This is a genomic window from Rodentibacter pneumotropicus DSM 21403 (assembly GCF_000379905.1).
Lineage (GTDB): Bacteria > Pseudomonadota > Gammaproteobacteria > Enterobacterales > Pasteurellaceae > Rodentibacter > Rodentibacter pneumotropicus.
Map to the genome: position 1 here is coordinate 63,955 of NZ_KB904052.1, position 23,179 is coordinate 87,133.

Annotated in this window: 14 protein-coding genes and 1 pseudogene; 9 read left to right on the forward strand and 6 right to left on the reverse strand. The window is 40.4% G+C overall.

The window, feature by feature from the left end:
* The first annotated feature begins 2 nt into the window (after nucleotides 1-2).
* The 4 genes from otnI to A3GE_RS0105480 all read left to right on the forward strand — a co-directional run bounded on the left by otnI (nucleotide 3) and on the right by A3GE_RS0105480 (nucleotide 4,675).
* Nucleotides 3-779 carry a 2-oxo-tetronate isomerase gene (otnI, locus tag A3GE_RS0105465; protein ID WP_018356258.1) on the forward strand — a complete coding sequence of 259 codons (777 nt, stop codon included), beginning with the start codon at nucleotides 3-5 and terminating at the stop codon, nucleotides 777-779.
* A gap of 102 nt (nucleotides 780-881) precedes the next feature.
* On the forward strand, nucleotides 882-1,829 hold the full coding sequence (gene denD / locus A3GE_RS0105470; RefSeq protein ID WP_018356259.1) for a D-erythronate dehydrogenase: 948 nt from the start codon (nucleotides 882-884) through the stop codon (nucleotides 1,827-1,829).
* A gap of 23 nt (nucleotides 1,830-1,852) precedes the next feature.
* The gene (locus A3GE_RS0105475; RefSeq protein WP_018356260.1) at nucleotides 1,853-3,319 is read left to right on the forward strand and encodes a GntT/GntP/DsdX family permease; all 1,467 of its coding nucleotides are present in this window, start codon (nucleotides 1,853-1,855) and stop codon (nucleotides 3,317-3,319) included.
* Nucleotides 3,320-3,553: 234 nt separating this feature from the next.
* Entirely contained in the window at nucleotides 3,554-4,675 is a 1,122-nt protein-coding gene (locus A3GE_RS0105480; RefSeq protein WP_018356261.1) for a CdaR family transcriptional regulator, read from the forward strand.
* A 14-nt stretch (nucleotides 4,676-4,689) separates the two neighbouring features.
* On the opposite strand, the gene A3GE_RS0105485 is transcribed toward A3GE_RS0105480, so the two are convergent.
* Nucleotides 4,690-5,862 (reverse strand): MFS transporter, encoded by a 1,173-nt coding sequence (locus A3GE_RS0105485; protein WP_018356262.1) that lies wholly within the window; start codon nucleotides 5,860-5,862, stop codon nucleotides 4,690-4,692.
* A 171-nt stretch (nucleotides 5,863-6,033) separates the two neighbouring features.
* Here A3GE_RS0105485 and A3GE_RS11810 point away from each other — a divergent pair.
* The 3 genes and pseudogenes from A3GE_RS11810 to A3GE_RS0105495 form a co-directional block, all read left to right on the forward strand.
* Nucleotides 6,034-6,185, forward strand: a pseudogene (locus tag A3GE_RS11810) (helix-turn-helix domain-containing protein); the annotation flags it as partial.
* A 121-nt stretch (nucleotides 6,186-6,306) separates the two neighbouring features.
* Complete coding sequence (locus A3GE_RS0105490) at nucleotides 6,307-7,569, forward strand: GntP family permease (protein ID WP_018356263.1); 1,263 nt, start codon at nucleotides 6,307-6,309, stop codon at nucleotides 7,567-7,569.
* A gap of 14 nt (nucleotides 7,570-7,583) precedes the next feature.
* A complete protein-coding gene (locus A3GE_RS0105495; protein WP_018356264.1) occupies nucleotides 7,584-8,714 on the forward strand; it encodes a glycerate kinase in 1,131 nt (376 codons plus the stop codon).
* Between the two features lie 183 nt (nucleotides 8,715-8,897).
* Here A3GE_RS0105495 and xerD read toward each other — a convergent pair whose 3' ends face one another.
* From xerD to proC, 3 genes are read right to left on the reverse strand one after another with little or no spacing between them, the layout of a single operon-like run.
* The gene (gene xerD, locus A3GE_RS0105500) at nucleotides 8,898-9,791 is read right to left on the reverse strand and encodes a site-specific tyrosine recombinase XerD (protein WP_018356265.1); all 894 of its coding nucleotides are present in this window, start codon (nucleotides 9,789-9,791) and stop codon (nucleotides 8,898-8,900) included.
* Between the two features lie 19 nt (nucleotides 9,792-9,810).
* Nucleotides 9,811-10,974 carry a 3-phenylpropionate MFS transporter gene (locus A3GE_RS0105505; protein ID WP_018356266.1) on the reverse strand — a complete coding sequence of 388 codons (1,164 nt, stop codon included), beginning with the start codon at nucleotides 10,972-10,974 and terminating at the stop codon, nucleotides 9,811-9,813.
* Entirely contained in the window at nucleotides 10,974-11,789 is an 816-nt protein-coding gene (proC, locus tag A3GE_RS0105510) for a pyrroline-5-carboxylate reductase (protein WP_018356267.1), read from the reverse strand. Before proC ends, A3GE_RS0105505 begins: the two co-directional genes overlap by 1 nt.
* Before the next feature lie 67 nt (nucleotides 11,790-11,856).
* Between proC and rdgC the strand changes: the two genes are divergently transcribed.
* On the forward strand, nucleotides 11,857-12,765 hold the full coding sequence (gene rdgC / locus A3GE_RS0105515; RefSeq protein WP_018356268.1) for a recombination-associated protein RdgC: 909 nt from the start codon (nucleotides 11,857-11,859) through the stop codon (nucleotides 12,763-12,765).
* A gap of 50 nt (nucleotides 12,766-12,815) precedes the next feature.
* Here rdgC and A3GE_RS0105520 read toward each other — a convergent pair whose 3' ends face one another.
* The gene (locus A3GE_RS0105520) at nucleotides 12,816-13,532 is read right to left on the reverse strand and encodes a 7-cyano-7-deazaguanine/7-aminomethyl-7-deazaguanine transporter (RefSeq protein ID WP_018356269.1); all 717 of its coding nucleotides are present in this window, start codon (nucleotides 13,530-13,532) and stop codon (nucleotides 12,816-12,818) included.
* A gap of 296 nt (nucleotides 13,533-13,828) precedes the next feature.
* Nucleotides 13,829-21,835, reverse strand: coding sequence for a YadA-like family protein (locus A3GE_RS0105525; RefSeq protein WP_018356270.1), 8,007 nt, complete (start codon nucleotides 21,833-21,835; stop codon nucleotides 13,829-13,831).
* 496 nt (nucleotides 21,836-22,331) lie between these two features.
* Here A3GE_RS0105525 and A3GE_RS0105530 point away from each other — a divergent pair, with 496 nt between their 5' ends.
* Entirely contained in the window at nucleotides 22,332-22,727 is a 396-nt protein-coding gene (locus tag A3GE_RS0105530) for a helix-turn-helix domain-containing protein (RefSeq protein WP_018356271.1), read from the forward strand.
* The last annotated feature ends 452 nt before the right edge of the window (nucleotides 22,728-23,179 follow it).

The window sequence follows — 23,179 nt, forward strand, 5'->3', positions numbered from 1 at the left end:
CAATGCCAAAATTTGCTGCGAATTTAACCATGATGTTCAACGAAGTTCCTTTTATTGAACGTTTTGCCGCGGCCGCTAAAGCGGGCTTTAAGTATGTTGAATTTCTTTGGCCTTACGATTACGACATTGAAACCATTAAGCAAGAATTAGATAAACATAGTTTACAAGTGGTGCTATTTAACACTCCGGCGGGTGATGGTTCTAAAGGAGAGTGGGGTGTTTCGGCTATTCCCGGACGTGAAGCGGAAAGTCACGCGCATATTGATATGGCACTGGATTATGCCTTAGGTCTAGGTTGCCCCAATGTGCATATCATGGCGGCTGTTGTACCCGAAGGAGCGGATAAAGAAGAATATCAGCAAACTTTCATTAACAACATTCGTTATGCGTCAGAGAAATTTAAACCTCATGGTGTGAATATTTTACTTGAAGCCCTAAGTCCGGAAGTCAAACCGAATTACCTGTTAAAGAGCCAATACGACACCTTGGCAATCGTGGAACGGGTTGAACGGGATAATGTCTTCGTTCAATTAGATTATTACCATGCACAAAATGTGGACGGTAATTTATCTCGTTTAACAGATAAATTAAACGGCAAATTTGCTCATGTACAGATGGCTTCCGTACCGGATCGCCATGAGCCGGATGAAGGTGAAATTAACTACGACTATATTTTCAATAAACTTGATGAAATCGGTTATCAAGGTTTTGTCGGTTGTGAATATAAACCGCGGGGAGGGACATCAAGCAGTTTGGGATGGTTTGAGAAGTACAAATAAGTCATAAAGTGCGGTTGTTTTTTGCGATGTTTTTTAAATATGAAAATAGCCGCTTTTTTATACCCTAAATTTACCTTTTTAAAGGTTCAAGGAGCGTTTTTTATGAAAATTGTGATTACCGGCGGACAAGGATTTCTCGGTCAACGCCTTGCAAAAAGATTACTTAATCAAACAAAAATTGACATTGATGAGCTTACCTTAATTGATGTGGTGAAGCCTGTCGCACCGGATAATGATCCGCGCGTAAACTGTTTTGAAATGGATCTTCGCCATCCTAAAGGATTGGAAAAGATTATAACGGCTGAAACGGATGCCATTTTCCATCTTGCAGCGATTGTAAGTAGTCATGCGGAACAAGATCCTGATCTCGGTTATGAAATTAATTTCTTGGCAACCAGAAACTTGCTTGAAATTTGTCGCCAAAATAACCCTAAAGTACGTTTCGTTTTTTCCAGCTCGCTTGCCGTATTCGGCGGTGAATTACCTGCAGTCATTCAAAATGATACTGCCGTTACCCCTCAATCTACATATGGCACACAAAAAGCAATGAGTGAATTACTCATCAATGACTACACAAGAAAAGGTTTTGTTGATGGTTTTTGTGTTCGCTTACCTACCATTTGTATTCGTCCGGGAAAACCGAATAAAGCAGCTTCTTCTTTTGTGAGTAGCATTATTCGAGAACCATTACATGGCGAGCAAGCCATCTGCCCGGTATCGGAAGATTTGCGACTTTGGTTATCCAGCCCGAATACAATTATTGAGAACTTCATTCATACATTAACGTTACCGTCGTTACCATTACGTAGCTGGCATGTTATTAATCTTCCGGGCTTTACAGTCAGTGTTAAACAGATGCTTTCCGATTTAGCTGGTATAAAAGGTGATCAGATTTTGGAAAATGTCAAATTTGAATTTGATCAAAACATTAACAATATCGTGGCAAGTTGGCCGGCTGAAATTAATTGTTCACAAGCTTTAGCACTGGGATTTTCTGTTGATCAGAATTTTAAAGATGTGATTCATCAATTCATCCAATTTGATATGTGACCTATTAACGATAAGGAGTACCTATGCTTGGACTACCTACGCCAATTATTGGCTTAATTATTGCTGTATTCGTTCTTGTTGTTTTGGTGTTAAGAACACGTGTTCACGCTTTTATTGCGATGTTAATTGCATCATCTATTGCCGGTTTGATCGGGGGAATGAGCGTTAATGATACCCTTGGTGCGATAACTAAAGGTTTTGGGGGAACATTAGGGGGAATCGGGATTGTTATCGGTCTCGGTGTCATGATGGGAAGCGTTTTGGAAGTGTCCGGTGCGGCTGAAAAAATGGCATTTAGCTTCATCAAATTCTTAGGTAAAAAGAAAGAAGAATGGGCTCTCGCAATAACCGGTTATATTGTGAGTATTCCTATTTTTGTGGATTCAGCCTTTGTTATTTTATATCCCGTTGCTAAAGCGCTGGCGAAAAACGGAAAACGTTCATTACTGACCTTGGGCGTTGCTCTTGCCGGTGGCTTAGTTGTTACTCACCATACTGTGCCTCCAACACCGGGTCCATTAGGGGTTGCAGGTCTATTCGGTGTGGATATCGGTGCAATGTTGCTTGTCGGTATGTCATTTGCAGTATTACCGGTGATTGGCATGGTTTTATATGCGAAGTGGTTAGATAAAAAGTATCCCACTTTCAACCAAGAATCGTTTTCTACGGAGGAATTAAAGCAAAAATATGATGATTATATTGAGAAACACGAGAAGAAAAATCTTCCAAGCCTAGGGTTATCTCTACTTCCAATCGTACTGCCAATTTTACTTATTTTTATCAAAGCGATTCTTGATTTAGCGATTAAGAGTAGCCCGGTAATTGCAGAGATGAAAATCTACCATTTCTTTGCTTTTATTGGTCATCCGATGATTGCATTAGCATTAAGTGTTTTAATTTCTGTTTATACCTTGTTGCCTAAAATAGATAAAAATACGACCGCACTTCACCTTGAAGAAGGGGTAAAAACGGCCGGTATTATTTTATTGGTGACCGGTGCCGGTGGCGCATTAGGTGCGGTATTGCGCGATAGTGGTGCAGGCAAACAATTAGCGGAACAAATTGCCGGTCTCCCAATTTCGCCTATTTTAATTCCTTTTATCGTCTCTACACTTGTCCGTTTTATTCAGGGCTCAGGTACGGTGGCGATGATCACTGCCGCATCAATTTCTGCGCCTATTCTGGCTCAAATTCCGGGCGTAAATATGCTGCTCGCTGCTCAAGCTGCAACAATGGGTTCACTTTTCTTCGGCTACTTTAACGATAGTTTATTTTGGGTGGTAAACCGGATGATGGGAATCAATGATGTGAAGAAACAAATGATCGTTTGGTCCGTCCCAACCACAATCGCGTGGGCAATTGGAGGAAGTCTGGTGATTATCGCCAATTTGATTTGGGGTAATGACGGTTCAATAACGGATTTAATCTTTCCACTAGGCATTCTTGCGTTAATTATGGGGTATGTTCAGATTCAGCGTAAAAAGCTATAACCGCTAATTTGTTGAGTAGGGGATAGTTTGGCTTTTCTTACTCAATATGAATAATTTTCGGTATTATGTAGCAAATGCACAAAACAGGCGTTTCAATGAAATGTGGGGGCATACAACTGCTACATGATGTCGATAAAAAATCCCTACTCCTCATTTTTATTCAGATAAAAGTTCATTGACGAATAAGCTTGTTGGTTATACCGTGTATTCATCTTTTTCTATAAAAAAACCAATATGCAACTTGATACAACTATTGCACAAAAAATCGTTAAACGTGCGATGCAAATTATTCATTATTCCGTGAACGTGATGAATGATGATGGTGTGATTATTGCCTCTGGAAATCCGAAGCGGTTATCGCAACGACATACCGGAGCAGTATTGGCATTACGGGAAAATCGGGTAGTGGAAGTGGATCAATTATTGGCTCAAAAGTGGAATTTTGAAGCCCAACCGGGGATTAATTTACCTATTCATTATTTGGGAAAAGTGATTGGCGTAGTGGGGATTTCCGGTGATCCTACGCAGGTGAAACAATATGCGGAATTGGTAAAAATGACAGCGGAATTGATTGTGGAACAGCACGCATTATTGGAGCAAGAAAGATGGCGTCATCGCTATAAAGAAGAATTTATTTTGCAGTTGTTGCATGGTAATTTGAATTGGCAAGAAATTGAACAACAAGCTGAATTTTTTTCGTTTGATTTAACCAAATCCCGTGTGGCCATTTTGATCAAACTGTTACACCCGAATTCTGATTCATTACAGCATTTGATCAATTATTTAGAACAACCTGAATTTGCACAAGATGTAGCGATTTTATCACTCGATCAGGTTGTTGTGCTAAAAACACAGACTATGCCAACCGTACTTTCTCAGCAAATAAAAACTTTACTCCCGACAGATTACACAAGACAGGACTATAAAATGGCGGTAGGCGCAAGTTTGAATATGCCCTTATCCGAACAACTTCCCCTTTCTTTTCAAAGCGCACAAAGTACCTTGTCTTACGGTATGAAGCATCATCCGAGAAAAAATATTTATCGCTTTGAGGAATATCGTTTGCCAGTATTGTTGACCGGTTTATCCTCTTCTTGGCAAGGTAAGGAACTGTTAAAGCCGGTTGTCCCTTTATTTGCTGGGGAAAACGCCACGCTTTATAAAACGTTGCAACAATATTTTCTGGCAAATTGCGATCTTCATCTCACAGCCAAAAAACTATTTATTCACCCCAATACCCTGCGTTATCGGCTTGCTAAAATTGAACAATTAACTGGCTTATCTTTCAATAAGATAGATGATGTGTTGAGTTTTTATTTGAGTACGATATTAGTTGTAAATGGTAATAATGATTAAAAGTCATAAACTTTTTAAGTTTCTAAGCGATGATAGCTTTTAGTCAAATAATAAATAAAAAAGAGCGATGAAATACTCATTACAATAATATTCACCCATTGCCACCCATTTGGAAAAGCCAATGTAAATCCCGCAAGAAAGGAAAATGTTAAGTTGCCGGAATAGGTGAATATTGAACTAATACTTTGCAATTTATGCTTAATGTCATGATTCATTTCATTAAGATAAAATGTTCCGCCACTAAACATTAATGCCCAACCTATACCGGAAAAAAATAGAGAAATAACATAACTATAATATGGGGATAATAGAAAAATACTTATTGAACCAAAAGTAAAACATAAACTACCCAATAAAATTAGGGTGCCGGTTTTAATTTTTTCAATTAAAAATGGAATGAATAGGGCAAGTGCATACATACCAATAAAATGTAATTGTAATGCAAATACATTTTGTGACACAGGATAGTGATTATTATGCATTGATAATGGTGCAGAATTCATCATTAAAGTCATTAATGAAAATCCAATAGTACAACTTAGTGTTCCAATAATAAAATTTCTGGAACGATATATCTGCTCTTTATTTAGTAAACCTATAGATTTAGGTAGTGAAGACTCTTTTTCAATAAAAACAAAAAATTGGCTAACAATCAATAGGGAAAATATTATGATAATAAAAATAAAATTACCCATTAGATCATGATTTGAAATGAAATTAACGCCTTTTCCTGCCAGAAAAGGGCCTAATATTCCTCCAAGAATGCCGGAACCAATAACTAATGAGGTTGATCTTTTTTTCCATATTCCATTATCAAAAATTTCTGCCGATGCAAATCTATAAAATTGATTGAATATAGTCGCATTACCAAGAATAAATGTTGAAAATAGAAAAAGCATAAAGTACTGATAATATAATGCAAATATAGCTAAAATTGCGCCTGAAATACCAATAATACCACTTATGATAAATGAGCTTCTTCGACCGTATTTTTTCATTAATAAACTTGCATAATAAATCATACAAAATGAACCTAGAACCGTCATTGTCATAGGAAGGGTTATCAGTATTTCTGTCGGCGCTAGAGATTTACCCACAAGAGCAGAGGTTAATGTCAGTAAAGAAATTACCGTTCCGCTTAAACCTTGACCCAAACAAAGTGCTATTAAAGTAATATATTTTTTCATAAATATACCCCTAATTTATTTTTGACTATCAATTATTCTAGTTCATATGATTGAGCTTTATTTTGATGAATGATAGAAGAGTTTATTAGAAAGTTTATTCTAGTTAAGAAAATTACAAAAAAGCAACAAAATAAAAACAATTATTCAAGAGCGGAAAAAACTTTATTTTAAAACTGTGATCATCCTCACATCACTGAAAAACTATTTATTCATCCCAATACCCTATGTTATCGACTTACTAAGATTGAACAAATAATAGATTTATCTTTCAATAAGATAGATGATGTATTGGACTTTATTTAGGGACATTACTGGAACATTGATTTGTTCAAAGTTACAAAGTAGGGCGGGTTTAACAGCACTTTTTTGTTGATATGAATAAAGCAATTTTTTGTTAAACGGGAAATAATCTTTCATATCTGATTATTTGAGAGGAGAGAAATTATGACAACCGTATCTGCTTTTGGGGCATTGGTAGCGTTGATCGTTGCCATTTTCCTGATTTTGAAAAAAGTATCGCCTGCTTACGGGATGTTAGTGGGGGCATTGGTGGGAGGTTTGGTTGGCGGTGTGGATTTATCGCAAACTGTGACCTTAATGATTGGAGGCGCACAGGGGATCACCACTGCTGTGATGCGTATTTTAGCCGCCGGTGTGTTAGCCGGTGTATTGATTGAATCCGGTGCGGCAAATAGCATTGCGGAGAGCATTACTAATAAACTTGGTGAAACACGAGCATTATTGGCGTTGGCATTAGCCACGATGATTTTAACGGCAGTTGGGGTATTTGTTGATGTTGCCGTGATTACCGTTTCACCGATCGCCTTAGCTTTGGCTCGCCGTACCGATTTATCCAAGGCAGCGATTTTACTGGCGATGATTGGTGGGGGGAAAGCAGGTAATATTATATCGCCAAACCCCAATGCTATTGCGGCGGCAGATACTTTTCATTTGCCACTGACTTCCGTGATGATTGCTGGCATTATTCCGGCAATAGTTGGTTTAGGGCTCACTTATTTTTTGGCAAAACGACTTATTAATAAAGGCTCGAAAGTGACGGATAAAGAAGTGGTGATGGTTGAAAGTCAAAATTTACCTTCATTTTCTACCGCACTTGTAGCCCCGTTGGTGGCGATTTTGTTACTTGCCCTTCGCCCTTTGTTTGATATTAAAGTTGATCCGCTTATCGCCTTACCGTTAGGTGGCTTAATCGGTGCGCTTTGTATGGGAAAATTACGTCAAGCGAACAGTTATGCCATCAGTGGTTTAGGCAAAATGGCGCCGGTAGCGATTATGCTACTTGGCACGGGCGCATTAGCAGGCATTATCGCTAATTCAGGTTTGAAAGATGTGTTGATTCAAGGGTTGGAACATTCCGGATTGCCTTCCTACATTCTTGCACCTATTTCAGGAGCGTTAATGTCTCTTGCTACCGCTTCCACTACCGCAGGCACGGCGGTTGCCTCTAATGTATTCAGCAGCACCTTATTGGAATTGGGCGTGAGCAGCCTTGCCGGTGCAGCGATGATCCATGCCGGGGCGACGGTGTTTGATCATATGCCTCACGGCTCTTTTTTCCACGCCACCGGTGGCAGTGTAAATATGGAAATGAAAGAGCGTTTAAAATTGATTCCTTACGAAAGTGCGGTCGGCTTACTCATGACCATTGTTTCAACCTTAATTTTCGGTGTATTTAACTTATTCTAATCAAGGAGTTCAAAATGAAAATTGTGATTGCCCCCGATTCTTTTAAAGAGAGTTTAACCGCACTTGAAGTGGCAACTGCCATTGAAATCGGCTTTAAACATGTTTTTCCTGATGCCGAATATGTGAAATTGCCTATGGCAGATGGGGGAGAAGGCACCGTTCAATCTTTAGTGGATGCCACACAAGGTAAAATTGTAGAAGCTGAAGTCACCGCACCCTTGGGGGAAAAAATCAAAAGTTTCTTTGGATTATCCGGTGATGGTAAAACCGCTATCATTGAAATGGCGGCGGCTTCCGGGTTGCATTTAGTGCCACCGGAAAAACGTAATCCACTCATCACCACCAGCTATGGTACAGGGGAATTGATTAAACATGCCCTTGATCTTGGTGTGGAAAAATTCATTCTTGGTATTGGCGGCAGTGCTACCAATGATGGCGGTGTGGGAATGTTACAAGCCTTAGGTATGCAATGTTTAGATGCGCAAGGCAAGCAAATTGGATTTGGTGGTGCACAGCTCGTCAACCTCGAAAGAATTGATGCGAAAGGCTTAGATCCACGTTTGCAAAATGTGCATATTGAGGTGGCTTGTGATGTGAATAATCCCCTTTGTGGTGAACGTGGTGCATCAGCCATTTTTGGTCCGCAGAAAGGGGCGACACCGGAGATGGTGCAACAACTTGATCGTGCATTAGCACATTTTGCAGAAATCGCTAAACAGGACTGTGGTAAGGATATTTGTGATCATGCCGGTGCTGGGGCTGCTGGCGGAATGGGTGGCGGTTTGCTATTGTTGCCACAAGTGCAGCTCAAAGCAGGTGTACAAATTGTGTTAGATACACTAAATCTTGTTCACTATGTTCAAGATGCGGATTATGTGATCACCGGTGAAGGACGAATGGATGCACAAAGTATTATGGGGAAAACACCAATAGGTGTGGCTCGAACAGCAAAACAATTTAACAAACCTGTCATTGCCATTGTCGGTTGCTTACGTGAAGACTATGACGTGGTATTTACTCACGGAATTGATGCGGTGTTCCCGATTATTCGTCAATTAGGCGCATTGCCTGACATTCTCAAACAAGGTGAACAAAACTTAATTTCTGCTGCACAAAATGTGGCAAGATTGCTGGCGTTGGAATAGTGTTGTGAGGTTTCTACACAATGATATTGCGGTATTTACCAAGTGCATAAAAGTAGGGCATTTCAACGAAATGTAAGGGCACACGTAATGTTCCCCTACAATGGGCTCCAAATCAAGGTTTATGTAAACTGCTACATAATGCCGTGATATTACAAAAGTGCGGTTATTTTTAACCGCACTTTTTTAGCCTCTTGGGTGGAATCGTTCATGCAAGCGTTTCAAACGCTCTTTTGCAACATGTGTATAGATTTGAGTAGTGGATAAATCACTATGTCCGAGTAGCATTTGCACCACCCGTAAATCGGCGCCGTGGTTCACTAAATGAGTCGCAAAGGCGTGACGAAGCACGTGGGGGGAAAGAGTATCACCATCAATATCCGCCAAAATCGCATAATGTTTAACGCGGTGCCAAAAAGTTTGTCGGGTCATTTGTTGGGCGCGTTGACTGGGAAACACAATATCCGAACTTTGCCCGTTTAATAAGATAGGGCGACCATAAAGCATAAATTGACGAATCCAATAGGCGGCTTCTTCCCCCATAGGTACAATACGTTCTTTATTCCCTTTACCAATCACCCGTACCACTCCTTGCTGAACATTCATATTTTCAATCGTGAGTGAGACCAATTCCGTGACACGCAACCCCGTAGCATAAAGTAATTCCAACATGGCTTTATCACGTAGTTCCAAAGGAATGTCCACATTGGGGGTATTCAATAAATCACCCACTTGCTGCTCGCTTAAATATTTTGGCAAACGGCTGGGTAATTTAGGTGAACGGAGGAGTGCAGTGGGATCATCGGTGCGATATTTTTCACGGTATAAATATTGAAATAATTTTCGCATCGCACTCAGCATTCGAGCGGTACTCGTGGCTTTGTAGCCTTGTTCCACACGTCCGCCGAGAAACCCTTGTAAATCCACCGCATCTAAGCTTTCCAAGGAAAGGTTATTCTCATCTAACCAATCGCAAAGTGCGGTTAGATCTAAGCGGTAAGATTGTACCGTATTTTCCGAAAGCCCTTTTTCGATCCAATATTCGTTGAGGAATAAATCAACTAATGCCGTGTTTTTCATTATGTCGTCTTCTATATGGTTAGTTGGTTTTCACCAAAAAAGCATCCAATTTGCGTGGAATCACGAAGAATGATACTGCAGCGATACCACTCATCAGCAAGAATGTCATTGTCGGTGAAATCGGGTAAATCAGACCTGAAATTGCCGTGAAAAGGGCAATAAGCGCGCCATTTGATAAACCGTTATATAAGCCTTGTAATTTGGCGATATGGCTTTGTGGTTGTGTGGTGATATAGCGCACAATGGCATAATGGCAAGCGGCATAGGTTAGGCTATGTGCCAGTTGGAGCGGTAAAATTTGCCAAAAGGTGTTTGTGTAAGCCAAGCCAGCCCAACGCAAAATACTCACGAATGCGGACAGAAAGAAAATACGGCTCACCGACCAATTTTGAAATAAACGGCGTGAAAAGAAGAATAATAAAATTTCTGCTAATACACCAATCCCCCACAGCAGGCTGGTCTGAGGCACGGAAATGCCGATGCTTGTCCAATAGATTGTGCTATAGACATAGTAAGCAGCGTGAGCTCCTTGGATGAGTCCCACTGCAAGCATAATGCGTAAGGTGGTTGGATTTTTTAATAAGGATAAAAAGCTGATTTGGCTTGACGCGCCTTCTTCTAAAGGTTCATCTTTTGGGGGGATTCTTGGGGTTAATAATTGAATAAAGGAATAAAATAATAAAAGTGCGGTTAAAATCCACACGATATTGTCTTCTCCCAGCCAACCAATCATTCCGCCAAAGACAACCACGCCCAAAATGAATGCGATGGAACCGATTAACCGAACCTTGCCGTAGTCCAGTCCGATTTGACGTTGCCATGTGGAAGCCAAGGAATCACCAATCGGCATACCGGCGGAATTGAGCATGGCAAAAAGCCCAATAGCAGAAAACAGCAGCCAGAAATTGTGGGCGACCAAGCTCATTGTCGCCATAATGATGGCCGAAGCTAATGCCAGTAAACGTAAAGAATTGATGATGTGATCGGCTTTTTTGATTAATGAGGAGAAAAATAATCCGCCAATAAAACGAAAAATATAGGCACTGCCAATGATAAGCCCGATCATTTCTTCCCCATATTGTTGTGATTTCAACCAAGCGGGAAAGAACGGTAAGAATACACCATACGCGCAGTAGTAGCCGAGAAAGCTCAGTGCGAGCCAGTAAAAGGGACGAATTTGCATCAGAATAAGGTTTCCATTTCTTGTGAACGTGCAACACAGGCTTGCATAGCTTCCGTCACAGTTTGATCAAATTGCCGCATATTAAATACATCCAATGCAGCGGCGGTAGTTCCACCTTTTGAGGTGACATTTTCTCTTAAGGTGGAAAGGGCGGTTTGCGGGTTTTCCACCACCATTTTTGCAGCGCCCAACATGGATTGTTGCACAAGCTGACGGGCAGTGTCAGCATTTATATTCATTTCAATCAATGCTTGCTGCATGGCTTCCAACATTAAAAAGAAATACGCCGGACTGCTACCGGATGCCGCAGTAACAGCATGCATTTGGTTTTCATCTTTCACCCACAGGGTTTTGCCTATCGCCTTTAATAAGGCTTGGGCAAAAGTGCGGTCGGTTTCTGCCGTATTTTCGGGGGCAAATAATCCCGACATCCCTTCTCCCACTAATGCCGGTGTATTTGGCATTACCCGTACAATGGATTTTGCACTGGGAATAAGAGTTTGTAATCGGGTTGTGGAAATGCCAGCTGCAATAGAAATGAGTAATTTATTGGAGAAATCCACCTCACTTAATGGGGAGCAAACTTCAGCCATCATTTGTGGTTTCACCGCCAATAATACAACCTCTGCTCGAGCCGCACTTTCCGCATTATTTTCTGCTGTTTGCACGCCCAATTTGGCGAAATATGCCCGTTTTTCTTCATTGGGATCGTTTACAATAATTTGTGTCGCAGGATAACCTTGTTTCAATAACCCCAGCACGATAGCTTGTGCCATATTACCGCCACCAATAAAGGTAATTAATTTTTGTTGCATCGTTTTTTCCTATGAGTTTATGGGCTACAATGTTGCCCATTTTACCCGATTATGAAGGAGCTGTACGATGTGGTTTAAAAATTTAATGAGTTATAGGCTCACCAAGCCTTTGGAATGGGATCGCAATCAACTTCAAACTCAGCTTGAAAGCTGTCAATTTCATCCTTGTGGCGCACAAGATCAAAGTAAATTCGGCTGGGGTTATCCGTTGCGTGGCTCGGATTTATTCTATTTTTCCGTGGGCAATCACATTTTATTAGTTGCCAAAAAGGAAGAAAAAATCCTACCGGCAAACGTGGTGAAGCGTGAGTTGGATGAGCGCATTGAAAGCTTGGAACAGAAAGAAAACCGCAAATTGAAAAAGGTGGAAAAACAAACCTTAAAAGATGATGTGGTGATGAATCTCTTGCCGCGCGCCTTCAGTAAAAATCAACATACCGCTCTATGGATTGATACGGAAAATCAACTGATTCATGTGGATGCTGCATCAAGTAAACGTGCGGAAGATGCTTTAGCCTTATTGAGAAAATCCCTTGGCTCTTTGCCGGTCGTGCCTTTAGCCTTTGCTAATGAGCCTAGCACGGTAATGACAAATTGGATCTCACAAGATAGTTTGCCACACTGGCTGATTGCCCTTGAAGAAGCTGAATTGCGTGGCAGTCAAGAAGACAGTGTGATTCGTTGCAAGAAACAACCCCTTGAAAACGATGAAATTCTTGCTCTTTTACAAGAGGGTAAAAAAGTCGTGAGCAAACTAGCCTTGGAATGGGAAGAGACTCTCACCTTTGTCTTTAATGAGGATTGTACCCTTAAACGCTTAAAATTTGCCGATACGGTTCGTGACAAGAATGACGATATTTTAAAAGAAGATTTTGCCCAACGATTTGATGCGGATTTTGTCTTGATGACAGGCATTCTTAGCAAACTCACTGAAAATTTATTAGACGAATTCGGTGGCGAAAAGGCGAGGTTATAGTAGAAAAGTGCGGTTAAAAATGACCGCACTTTATTTCGTTTATTCTGACTTTAGGTTAAATGAGACACCTCGTTTTGACCGCTCAGAGTTTGAAGTTTATGCAAAATAAAGTTTAATACTACGCCATAAGCCGGCACAAATAACAAGATACCAATAAATAATTTGAATAAATAATCCACAAAACCAAGTCGCATCCAATGTTCTGCCATAAAGGTATCCGTACTTTGATAAAATGCCACGCCGAAAAATACGAAAGTGTCTGCTAGAGCTCCGAAGAGCATAGAACTGCTTGGTGCAACCCACCATGTTTTAAGTTGTCGTAATCGGTTGAATACTGAAACATCCAATAATTGCCCCACTACGTAAGCTAAGAAGCTGGCAAGTGCGATGCGGAAGACGAACATATCAAAATTTCTTAATGCACCTACACCCTGATATTGAGCATCGGAAAATACTACTGAGATGACATAACTCACGATTAACGCCGGAATCATCACGATAAAAATAATCCAACGGGCTTCTTTTGCACCGAATACACGTACGGTTAAATCCGTAGCGAGGAAAATAAAGGGAAAAGTAAGCGTTCCCCAAGTGCTGTGAAAAGAAAAGTTTTCTGCGGCACCAAGTGCGGTCAGTTTTAGAGTAATTTCAAAGGGAATTTGTACTAAATAATTGCTTGCCGCAATGATTAGAATATGGAAAAAACTTAACCAAATAAGAGCGGTGCGCTTTTGTTGCGCATTAAAAATAGAATGTTGGATTTTCATGTTATACCTTTTTAATTTAATGGAAAATCGGGGTGAGGGAACCCGAGTTAAAATAAGGACTCGAATCTTACTAAGATTTGCTGGAATTGCAAGTAAAGATAGGAAAAGAGGGTATTCAATTTATAGATCTGTGTTAGCTGATAGTTGAGGTAATGTAATAGCAATAATCGAATTGATTGTTTTTTGTGCGTTTGCTACATAAAAGTGAAGAAACTTGTTCTCCTCCCTTTGTAAAAGCCTCAAAAAAATAAGGCTAACTTTTTGGGTTAGCCTTCATATTGTCAATTATGGAGTGATTACCACTGATAACCTACGCCAACAGAGCCGCCAAGATCGCCACGGGTATTGGCATTACCTTGTAATTTCAAGATAAGTTTACCATTATCACTTGCACGGGAGTAACCCACTGCAACTGCACTTTGACCTTTGAAAGTACCTGCGGATGCCGCTACCATTGATTTACCTGGAATGTAAACTTGTGGTAAGCCTGCCGCTGCATTCGCTCCCGCGATACCACCACGGAGATCTTTGTTCATCTTATTCATACGGTTGTTGATGTTGCCAACAGTGCCTTTCAATTGACCGACATTGACTGCATCAGTACTTGCGGTACCGGCTGCAACATTTGTTACTTTTGTTGGTGAACCATCTGCTTTAGACACTTTCACATCGCCGTTTGCATCTCCACCAACGATTGGACCTTTGTCCCCGCCAACCTGAACATTTTCAAATACAGGTTTTGCTGATGTCGCAATAGTAATATCTTTTCCGGAACGTGTAATCACAACGTTTTTACCTGCATTGATATTTACCTTGCTACCAGGATTTACACGGGTAGGTGCTGTATCACCGATAACTTCACCACCAACACTGGCAGAGTTTAGCTCCCAACCGGAACCGTTAATTGCACTTGCAACATCTTCAACAGTTGCAAGTGGTTTCGAACCGTTTGCATTGTTAAATTCAACTTTACCGGTTGTCGTATTCGCATACACATTACCGGCTGCGTTATTTGCCATCTGAGTTGCATTAACTTTCACCGTGATATTGCGTGTACCGTTAGCATCGGTTGAACCCGTTACTGTAACAGCACCATCACCACTGAATTTCACATGATTTGCATTTTTCACCGTATCAACGTAACCGTTACCGCTTGTTTCAATAACCCACCCCATGTTTTGTAGGTCACGCACTGTTGCTGCTGAATCCGGTGTTGTTGCATTAGTTAAGTCAACTAATGTTTTATTTTCAACCGGTGTTGATGCATTACCATCCGGGTTGGTTACAACATTTGTTGTATTCAGTGTAGAGCCTACGCCTGTGATTTGCGTTGGTTTACCGTCTGTTGTGATATTCAGCGCATTTTTCGGAGCCTCTTGGTTGTTAGTTGCCGGTTTCGCCTGTTCAGCATTGAAATCTACTTTCGGTGCTGTCGGGTTCGATACATTGCCTACAGTTAATGTCGTTGCATTGGCGTGGTTCACCGTAATGTTGTTATCTAACGCATAAGTGAATGTGCCGTTCTCTTGTTTCACACGAAGGTTTTTACCCGCATTGAATGTGATAGTATCACCAGCTTTCACTTTATAGTTATCTTTACCGGCTTGATCAACAAAGTCTGTATCATCTCTGCCAATCGTTGCGTTAAATGACGAATTGTTCACTAAGTTTGCCACTTCACTTGCGTTTAATAACAAGTCAGGTTGCGCAACTTTTACCGTACCATTGTCATTTACCGACCCCGTTGTAGTGTTCACTTTCACGCCTTCCGGAGTTACCGCAATGGTGTTATCCGCCGATTTGATGTCATAAGTTACATTGAAGGTATCCGGTTGACCATTTGCACCTTTTGTGACGGTCACATTCGCTTTCGTACCATTGCCATCAACGTAGTTAACTGTATCACCTGGATTTACCAGTGCTTTCTCACCAGTGGTCGTATTCATGAACCAACCTGTGTTATTAACCGTTTTGGCAACATCTTCTACTGTTGCAAGTGGTTTGGTATTGTTGTGGTTATCAAACTCTGCTTTACCGGTTGTACTGTTCGCAGACACATTACCTGCTGCATTATTTGCTACTGCGGTCGCATTCACATTAAATGAGATATTCGCACCACCTTTGTCATTCGCAACAACCGTTGATGTGATCGTATTAGAATCTACAAAGTTTACTTGTTCATCAGGTGAAATACGTTCAACCACAGCACCACTTGCATTACCTAGTTTCCAACCTGCATTTACATAATTGTTTAATTGCTCAAATGCTTCTGTGATGTTAGTTGCTGCAGCTGGTATTGTATAGTTCTCACTAGGTGCTAAGCCCGTAGTATTTAATACACGCTCAAATCCTTCAACTTTACCTGTTGTTGTATTAAACGTTGTATTACCACCAAAAATGTTTGTAATGGAATCACCCAAGCTATACAACTGGCTACCATTTACAGCATCAGAACTATTGTCAGAAATAGTACCATTTGCGACACCTGTAATCTTATCACCATTCACATTTAAGCCTTCAGGACCTGATGTGATATTCGTTGAGTGATTTGGATCAGAAACATTACCTACCGTTAATGTTGTCGTGTTTGTATGAGTAAACGTTACATTGTCCGTGGTCGAAATATTAAAGGTTTTACCATTTTGTTCAATTTTAATATTTTTACCTGCGTTGTAAGCCACTGTATCACCAGCTTTGATTGGCTCTGAACCGGTACTACTAAACTCACCATTTGTACCAGTTACATTACCTGCAGTCGCATTCCAATGTACATTATTGATAGTATTAACAATATCACCTACGGTTGCAATTTTATTACTGTTATCAACTTGGTTACCCGCTTGATCTACAGTGGTCGCATTTGCTCTACCATCAGTTACGGTCGAGTTACCTGTTACTTGATTAACAATGTTAGTTGCATTTGCAACTAATTTACCGTCAACGACTTTAATGGTGTTGTCATCTACGTTCACATTATACGTCACGTTGCTTACCGTACCGTTTGCTTCAGTCTCAACAACCGCTGTGGTCGCAGTACCATTCACAAAGTTTACTGAGTCATACGGTTTCACAAAATCACGTGCTTGACCATTATTTTGTAAGTTCCAACCTGAATTCAGGATATCGCCTACTGTCGCTGCGTTCGTAATATTCAAGGTTGACGGTAACGTTTGTGATTTAGTAATCTCATCACCAACTTTGTACTCATCATTGTTATTTGTATTCGGCAAATTAGGGTTTAAGCCACTAATTGTACCGTTAGTAATAGTAGTGTTACCCACAGTGACATTGTCCGCTGTGATATTACCTACGTCAATATCTCTAGATAAGCCAAACGCAATCGTCTTGTCTGTTTGGTTAACCACTAAGTTTTTACCCGCAACAAAATTAAGCGTATCACCCGCTTTTACTGTCGTTGTGCCGTTAGTTGCTTCAATTTGCTCATCTTTGTTTGTTGCATTCACTGTGTGGAATACGTCATTCACTAAGTTAGTGATTGTGGTTGCATTTAACGTATCACCACCTTTCGTTGCATCCGGTAATTCCGCTTTACCTGTTGTGGTATTTGTAACTGCGTTGGTTGTATTCACATCGTAAGTCACATTAAAGACATCTGGATTACCTCTTTCACCTTTAGTTATTGTGACATTCGCTTTCGTACCATTGCCATCAACATAGTTAACCGTATCACCCGGGTTCACTAATGCATCTGGTACATCTTGACCGTCTTTGTCTTTTGCGTTTGTTTTCCAACCGCTATCGTTGATTGCACCTGCAACATCTTCTACTTTCGCAATCGTACCGTTAGTAGTATTGAACTCGGCTTTACCTGTGGTGCTGTTTGCAGTGACATCACCGGTTTTCACACTTACTGTGCCGTTGTTAGCTTCTGTCGTTGTGTTATCGCCGTTAATGATATTGCTGACATTCGCTTTTAAGTTGCCGTTCTCATCTAATACGATGGTTGAGTTATCGTATTTCGCTGTTACGGTAATTTTGCGAACAGCGCCGTCATTCCAACCGATTACAGTAATCGCATCACCACCCACAAAGTCAACTTTGTTCGCATTTTTCACAGTGTTGGTGTAGTTGTTGTCAGACGCATTCACCACCCAACCTAAATTGGTTAAGTCACGTACTGTTGCAGCTGAATTGAGAGTATTATCCGGTAGGTTGGTAAGATTAACTAACTGGTCGTTACCTGTTGTACCAGCTTTCGTAACATTACCTGACACATCTTTCTCATCACCTGTATTGGTTGGTGCATCACCCAAATTCAATACTGAGCCCACACCGGTAATTTGAGTCGGTTTGCCCGCTGTCGTGATATTCAACGCATTTTCAGGCGCAGTTGCATTAGGATTCACATTTGCCAGTGTTGCTTTCTCTGCATTGAAATCTACTTTCGGTGCACTAGAGTCAGAAACATTACCTACCGTCAACGTGGTAGCATTTGCTTGGTTCACTGTGATGTTTTCACTTAAACCATAGGTGATATTATGACCATCTTGGTAAACCTCTAGGTTTTTTCCTGCTTTATAGGTCACTGTATCACCCGCTTTCACTTGCTTACTTGCGTGTCCTCCGCTTGTAACTTGATTATTGTGCTTCTCAGTGGTGACATTAAATGACGCATTGTTCACCAAGTTTGCCACTTCACTTGCGTTTAATAACAAGTTAGGTTTCTCAACTGTCACCGTACCATTGTCATTTACCGAACCCGTTGTGGTGTTCACTTTCACGCCTTCCGGTGTTACCGCAATTGTCTCATCCGCCGGTTTGATGTCGTAGCTTACGTTTACCGTATCTTTACCATCTTGACCTTGCGTCACAGTTACATTCGCTTTCGTACCATTACCGTTTACGTAGTTTACTTGGTCACCCGGATTGATGAGTTGGTCTGTAGGGTTGTTTACTTCATTTCCGTCTTTATCAAATACTTTTGTTGGGGTAGTTTTCCAACCGCTGCCATTGATTGCGCCTGCAACATCTTCTACTTTCGCAATTGTACCGTTAGTAGTATTGGATTCAGCTTTACCTGTGGTGGTGTTTGCTGTGACATCACCGGTTTTCACACTTACTGTGCCGTTGTTGGTTTCTGTCGTTGTGTTATCGCCGTTAATGACATTGCTTAGATTCGCTTTTAAGTTACCGTTCTCATCTAATACGATGGTTGCGTTATCGTATTTCACGTTAAACGTGATATTCGACGTTTTACCATCTGTACCAATCACAACATCTGTCGCCGTACCGTTAGCAAAATTCACTGTATCATACGCTGCAACGAAGTCTTTCGCTTCACCATTACCTTGTAGGTTCCAGCCTGCGTTTAAAACATCTTTTACTGTTGCTGCTTCGTTACCTTTGTTAGCAATATCAGTCGGTGCAGTTTGTTCATTTTTATTGTCACTACTTGGGGTAGCTACTTTACTTGTATCCGGTAAATGGCTGGTTAAGTTCGATAATGTACCGTTTGTTAACACAGTATCACCCACAGTGACATTACCCGCTGTGATATTACCTACGTCAATATCTCTAGATAAGCCAAACGCAATCGTTTTGCTTGTTTGGTTAACCACTAAGTTTTTACCCGCAACAAAATCAATCGTATCACCCGCTTTTACCGTCGTTGTGCCGTTAGTCGCTTCAATTTGCTCATCTTTGTTCGTTGCATTCACTGTGTGGAATACGTTATTCACTAAGTTAGTGATTGTGGTTGCATTTAACGTATCACCACCTTTCGTTGCATCCGGTAATTCTGCTTTACCTGTTGTGGTATTTGCAACTGCGTTGGTCGTATTCACATCGTAAGTCACATTGAAGGTATCCGGATTACCGTTTTCACCCTTAGTTACTGTGACATTTGCTTTTGTGCCATTACCATCGACATAGTTAACCATATCACCCGGGTTCACTAATACATCTGTTACATCGTTACCATTTGCATCTTTCGCGTTCGTTTTCCAACCGCTGTGGTTGATTGCATTAGCAACATCTTCTACTTTCGCAATTGTACCGTTAGCAGTATTGGACTCAGCTTTACCTGTGGTGGTGTTTGCTGTGACATCACCGGTTTTCACACTTACTGTGCCGTTGTTAGCTTCTGTCGTTGTGTTATCACCATTAATGATATTGCTTAGATTCGCTTTTAAGTTACCGTTCTCATCTAATACGATGGTTGAGTTATCGTATTTCACGTTAAACGTGATATTTGATAGCTTACCGTCTTTATTATCAACAACAACATCTGTTGCCGAGCCATTAGCAAAATTCACCGTATCGTATGCAGCAACAAAGTCTTTCTCCACTCCATTACCTTGGAGGTTCCAACCTGTATTTAAGACATCTTGCACTGTCGCTGCTTCTTTACGATTGTCGTCAGTTAAAGTAGTCGGGGCATCTTGTTTGTTAACATCGCTACCATTCGGGTTAGCCACTTTGCTTGTATCCGGTAAATGGCTGGTTAAGTTAGATAATGTATTTGAATCCAATGAACTAATTGTAATTGAACCATCGCTGTTAGTCGTCAGGTTAATATTATTACCAGCTGTATAAACTGGGCTTGAAATATTTACTAACGTTTTATTATCAGCTGTCTTGCTCACATTAACTGTGGTTGCACCACTACCTATAAAATCAACACGATCCCCAAAGCGAACATTATTTACACCATTGCCCGAGTGATCTGTTTGATCACCTATCGTCCAGCTCCCTGCTGCCAAAACGTGATATAACTGGCTACCGTTAATAGCATCTGTTGAATTTTCAGTAATACGACCCGCAGCAACATTTTGAACTTGTCGTTCTCCCCCATTCTTACCCACAGAGACGACATAGTTAGTATCATTATTCACACCTGCAAAGCCACTGTAATTTATCCCATTTACACTGGCACTATTTGTTGGTGTCGCTGCGGACGTTATTGCATCAGCACCAAGTGCTACAGAGTCAGCCAAGGTAGCATTTGCACGAGCCCCTAGAGCTGTAGCATTTGCTGCTCCTGATATAGTAGCTCCCACACCAAGAGCGGTTCCGTCTTTACTGTTTTCTACTTTCGAATTACGACCACCAGAAAATCCACCTTCACTATTTAGAACGTTTGCACCAGGTCCAACCGCTGTCGCTGAAACGGAGCCATTAACTACAGCAAATGTACCTAAAGCCACACCGGATCGACTGCTATCTACCTTAGCATTACGTCCTAAAGCTGTTGCCTGTTGTGAACCTAAAATATTCGTATATGGACCAACTGTGACACCGAATTCGCTATTATCTACATTAGCATTACGTCCCACTGCAACAGAATTGTTACTAACATTTGCTTTTGCATATGTACCAACGACCGTAGAAGCAACACTATCTAAAGCTTTGGCATTACGTCCCACTGCAATCGCCTGTTCTGAGCGATTTATTTCAGACCAAGGACCTACATTAGTAGCAAGTTGAGAATTATCAACTTTCCCATGAGGACCAATATTTATTGCACCATAACTCTGATTAGTAATCGTATTTGTACCAACACTTGAACTATAACCACTATTTGTTACATTTACACCATAAGATCCTATGGCACTTGCATAATCACTGTTAGTTACATTACCGCGATTCCCCACCAAAATACCACGAGCACTCGCATTTACATTACTACGCGAACCGACCTGAACACCTTGCTCTGATTTCGTCACATTAGATTGAGAACCAATAACGTAACCTTCTAAACTTGCATTATCAACCTTTGAGAAACGCCCTAATGTAACAGACTGCATTGAACCAGCCTCTGAACTTTGACCTATTGAGATACTATAACGCCCAGTTGGTCTCGCAACCCACTCGCCACTATATTCAAGTCTGGTTACCTCTGTGTTATAGGTTTTTGATAATGATCCCCCTATAGGGACATAATCTAATAATGCACCGGTGTTACTATCGTAAACATAGAGCGGCTTAGTTGCATTAGTTACATTAACCTCTTTATCCTTACCCTCACCAAGGAATTTTACTTGCCCTGGTGCAATGCCTATTGAATATTCCCCCATTGGGTTACCAAATGGATCTTTTTGCACCACGATTTCTGGTGCTTTTGTGCCTGCTGAGTTAGAACCCCATATCACAGCATCACCGGATATTGCAGCCTGAGCCGTACTCCCTAATAACGTTGCACCTGCTGTTGTCAAAGAAATAGCTAAAAGGGAAATTTTTTTTCCGGAAGAGGATTTTGATTTTCCCTTAGTCTTACTTAATTCAGACACAGCTATCCAAGATTGTGTAGCGTGATTCCAAATGACTCGGAAAATTTTATTCATAAATGTTCACCTATTTAATGTAATATTGTAACTTTTCTTTACTTTGGAAAGTAATTTATATGTGACTTCCTCACGTTGGTGTAAAAGCCTCATCCGACACCGAGTGAAAATTAATGATATCTTCCACTCAACCTTCCACTGTGTTATAATCCAACCGATTTTAAGGGCTCTTACAACAAGGAGCTTGTGGGAACAGTGTATCTATCCATGATTGCCTTAGATAACTTGCTATGCATCCTTTCCATGTTGCCACTTGCTTTATCTGTCTTAATCCAAACTCCACAACTGTATTGGGAACAAAAACATTGACACGGCAAATGTGCCCGTTGAAAGTATTAAGCCTAAAAGTGTCAATAAAGTATGTTTTTCATCACGTAGTCCTTTTGATTTTGATACCAATAGCAAATATGATACGAAATAGAATTGGCATAATGTAGCTACTGCAGGTGGTTATTGCCCATACTATTAGTGGGTGTTTCAACGACAAACAAAGAAAATGAGTGTAAACGAGAAGATTCGAAAAATCCGAGAAGCAAAGAAATGGTCTCAGGAGCAAATGGCAGAAAAACTAAATATGTCGCTAAATGGCTATGCGAAAATTGAGCGTGGAGAGAGTAAAATTTATTTGTATAAGCTTGAACAAATCGCCCATGTGTTTGGTATTGATATAGTAGAGCTAATGCAGTTTGATGGTAAAAATATTTGTTTTCAGATAAACGAGAACTCATATTTGAGTACGAATTATTACGGTGATAATGAAGCTTTAATGATTGAAAATGAGAGGCTAAAATTATCGTTATCGTACAATCAACAGCTATTAGAGCAGAAGGATAATGAGATCCAACTTCTTAAGGAGATGGTTTCTCTATTAAAACAAGATAAACAATCATAATTTGATCTTCTACAGATAAATTGATTAAAGCAGTCTTTATAAGAGTGTTATTAGAATAAAATATGAGTGTTTTCTTTATTTTGTTTAGGCTGAATTTGATGTTCATATTTTAAACGGAAAGCACTCGCTGTTGTTATAACTTGTTATCTCTAGTTTATCTTCTGCCTATCATTCCTACTCGAACCGTTTTAAAGTCCGATTCGATTTATCAAATATTCCCCTTTTCTTAATCTTGTAATGCAGATTTTTTCTTTTTATTCAATTATTTCTTGATTATATAGTTTATGCAGTACATTTCCCGTTGTCTATTTGTGCTGCATCATAATCTTTTCTAATCGCTTTAAAATCAAAGTTAGGATCGATATGTCCTCAAGAAGATGTCGCAAATAGATAACCTGTGTATTTAAAAACTTTCGACTAGTTCCTTCAACTTGTAAGAAACGATAGTACTT

What these genes read in the sequence shown, in the direction of transcription:
- otnI (WP_018356258.1), top strand. Translation starts at nt 3, where the DNA reads ATGCCAAAATTTGCTGCGAATTTAACCATGATGTTCAACGAAGTTCCT.
- denD (WP_018356259.1), top strand. Translation starts at nt 882, where the DNA reads ATGAAAATTGTGATTACCGGCGGACAAGGATTTCTCGGTCAACGCCTT.
- A3GE_RS0105475 (WP_018356260.1), top strand. Translation starts at nt 1,853, where the DNA reads ATGCTTGGACTACCTACGCCAATTATTGGCTTAATTATTGCTGTATTC.
- A3GE_RS0105480 (WP_018356261.1), top strand. Translation starts at nt 3,554, where the DNA reads ATGCAACTTGATACAACTATTGCACAAAAAATCGTTAAACGTGCGATG.
- A3GE_RS0105485 (WP_018356262.1), bottom strand. Translation starts at nt 5,862, where the DNA reads ATGAAAAAATATATTACTTTAATAGCACTTTGTTTGGGTCAAGGTTTA.
- A3GE_RS0105490 (WP_018356263.1), top strand. Translation starts at nt 6,307, where the DNA reads ATGACAACCGTATCTGCTTTTGGGGCATTGGTAGCGTTGATCGTTGCC.
- A3GE_RS0105495 (WP_018356264.1), top strand. Translation starts at nt 7,584, where the DNA reads ATGAAAATTGTGATTGCCCCCGATTCTTTTAAAGAGAGTTTAACCGCA.
- xerD (WP_018356265.1), bottom strand. Translation starts at nt 9,791, where the DNA reads ATGAAAAACACGGCATTAGTTGATTTATTCCTCAACGAATATTGGATC.
- A3GE_RS0105505 (WP_018356266.1), bottom strand. Translation starts at nt 10,974, where the DNA reads ATGCAAATTCGTCCCTTTTACTGGCTCGCACTGAGCTTTCTCGGCTAC.
- proC (WP_018356267.1), bottom strand. Translation starts at nt 11,789, where the DNA reads ATGCAACAAAAATTAATTACCTTTATTGGTGGCGGTAATATGGCACAA.
- rdgC (WP_018356268.1), top strand. Translation starts at nt 11,857, where the DNA reads ATGTGGTTTAAAAATTTAATGAGTTATAGGCTCACCAAGCCTTTGGAA.
- A3GE_RS0105520 (WP_018356269.1), bottom strand. Translation starts at nt 13,532, where the DNA reads ATGAAAATCCAACATTCTATTTTTAATGCGCAACAAAAGCGCACCGCT.
- A3GE_RS0105525 (WP_018356270.1), bottom strand. Translation starts at nt 21,835, where the DNA reads ATGAATAAAATTTTCCGAGTCATTTGGAATCACGCTACACAATCTTGG.
- A3GE_RS0105530 (WP_018356271.1), top strand. Translation starts at nt 22,332, where the DNA reads ATGAGTGTAAACGAGAAGATTCGAAAAATCCGAGAAGCAAAGAAATGG.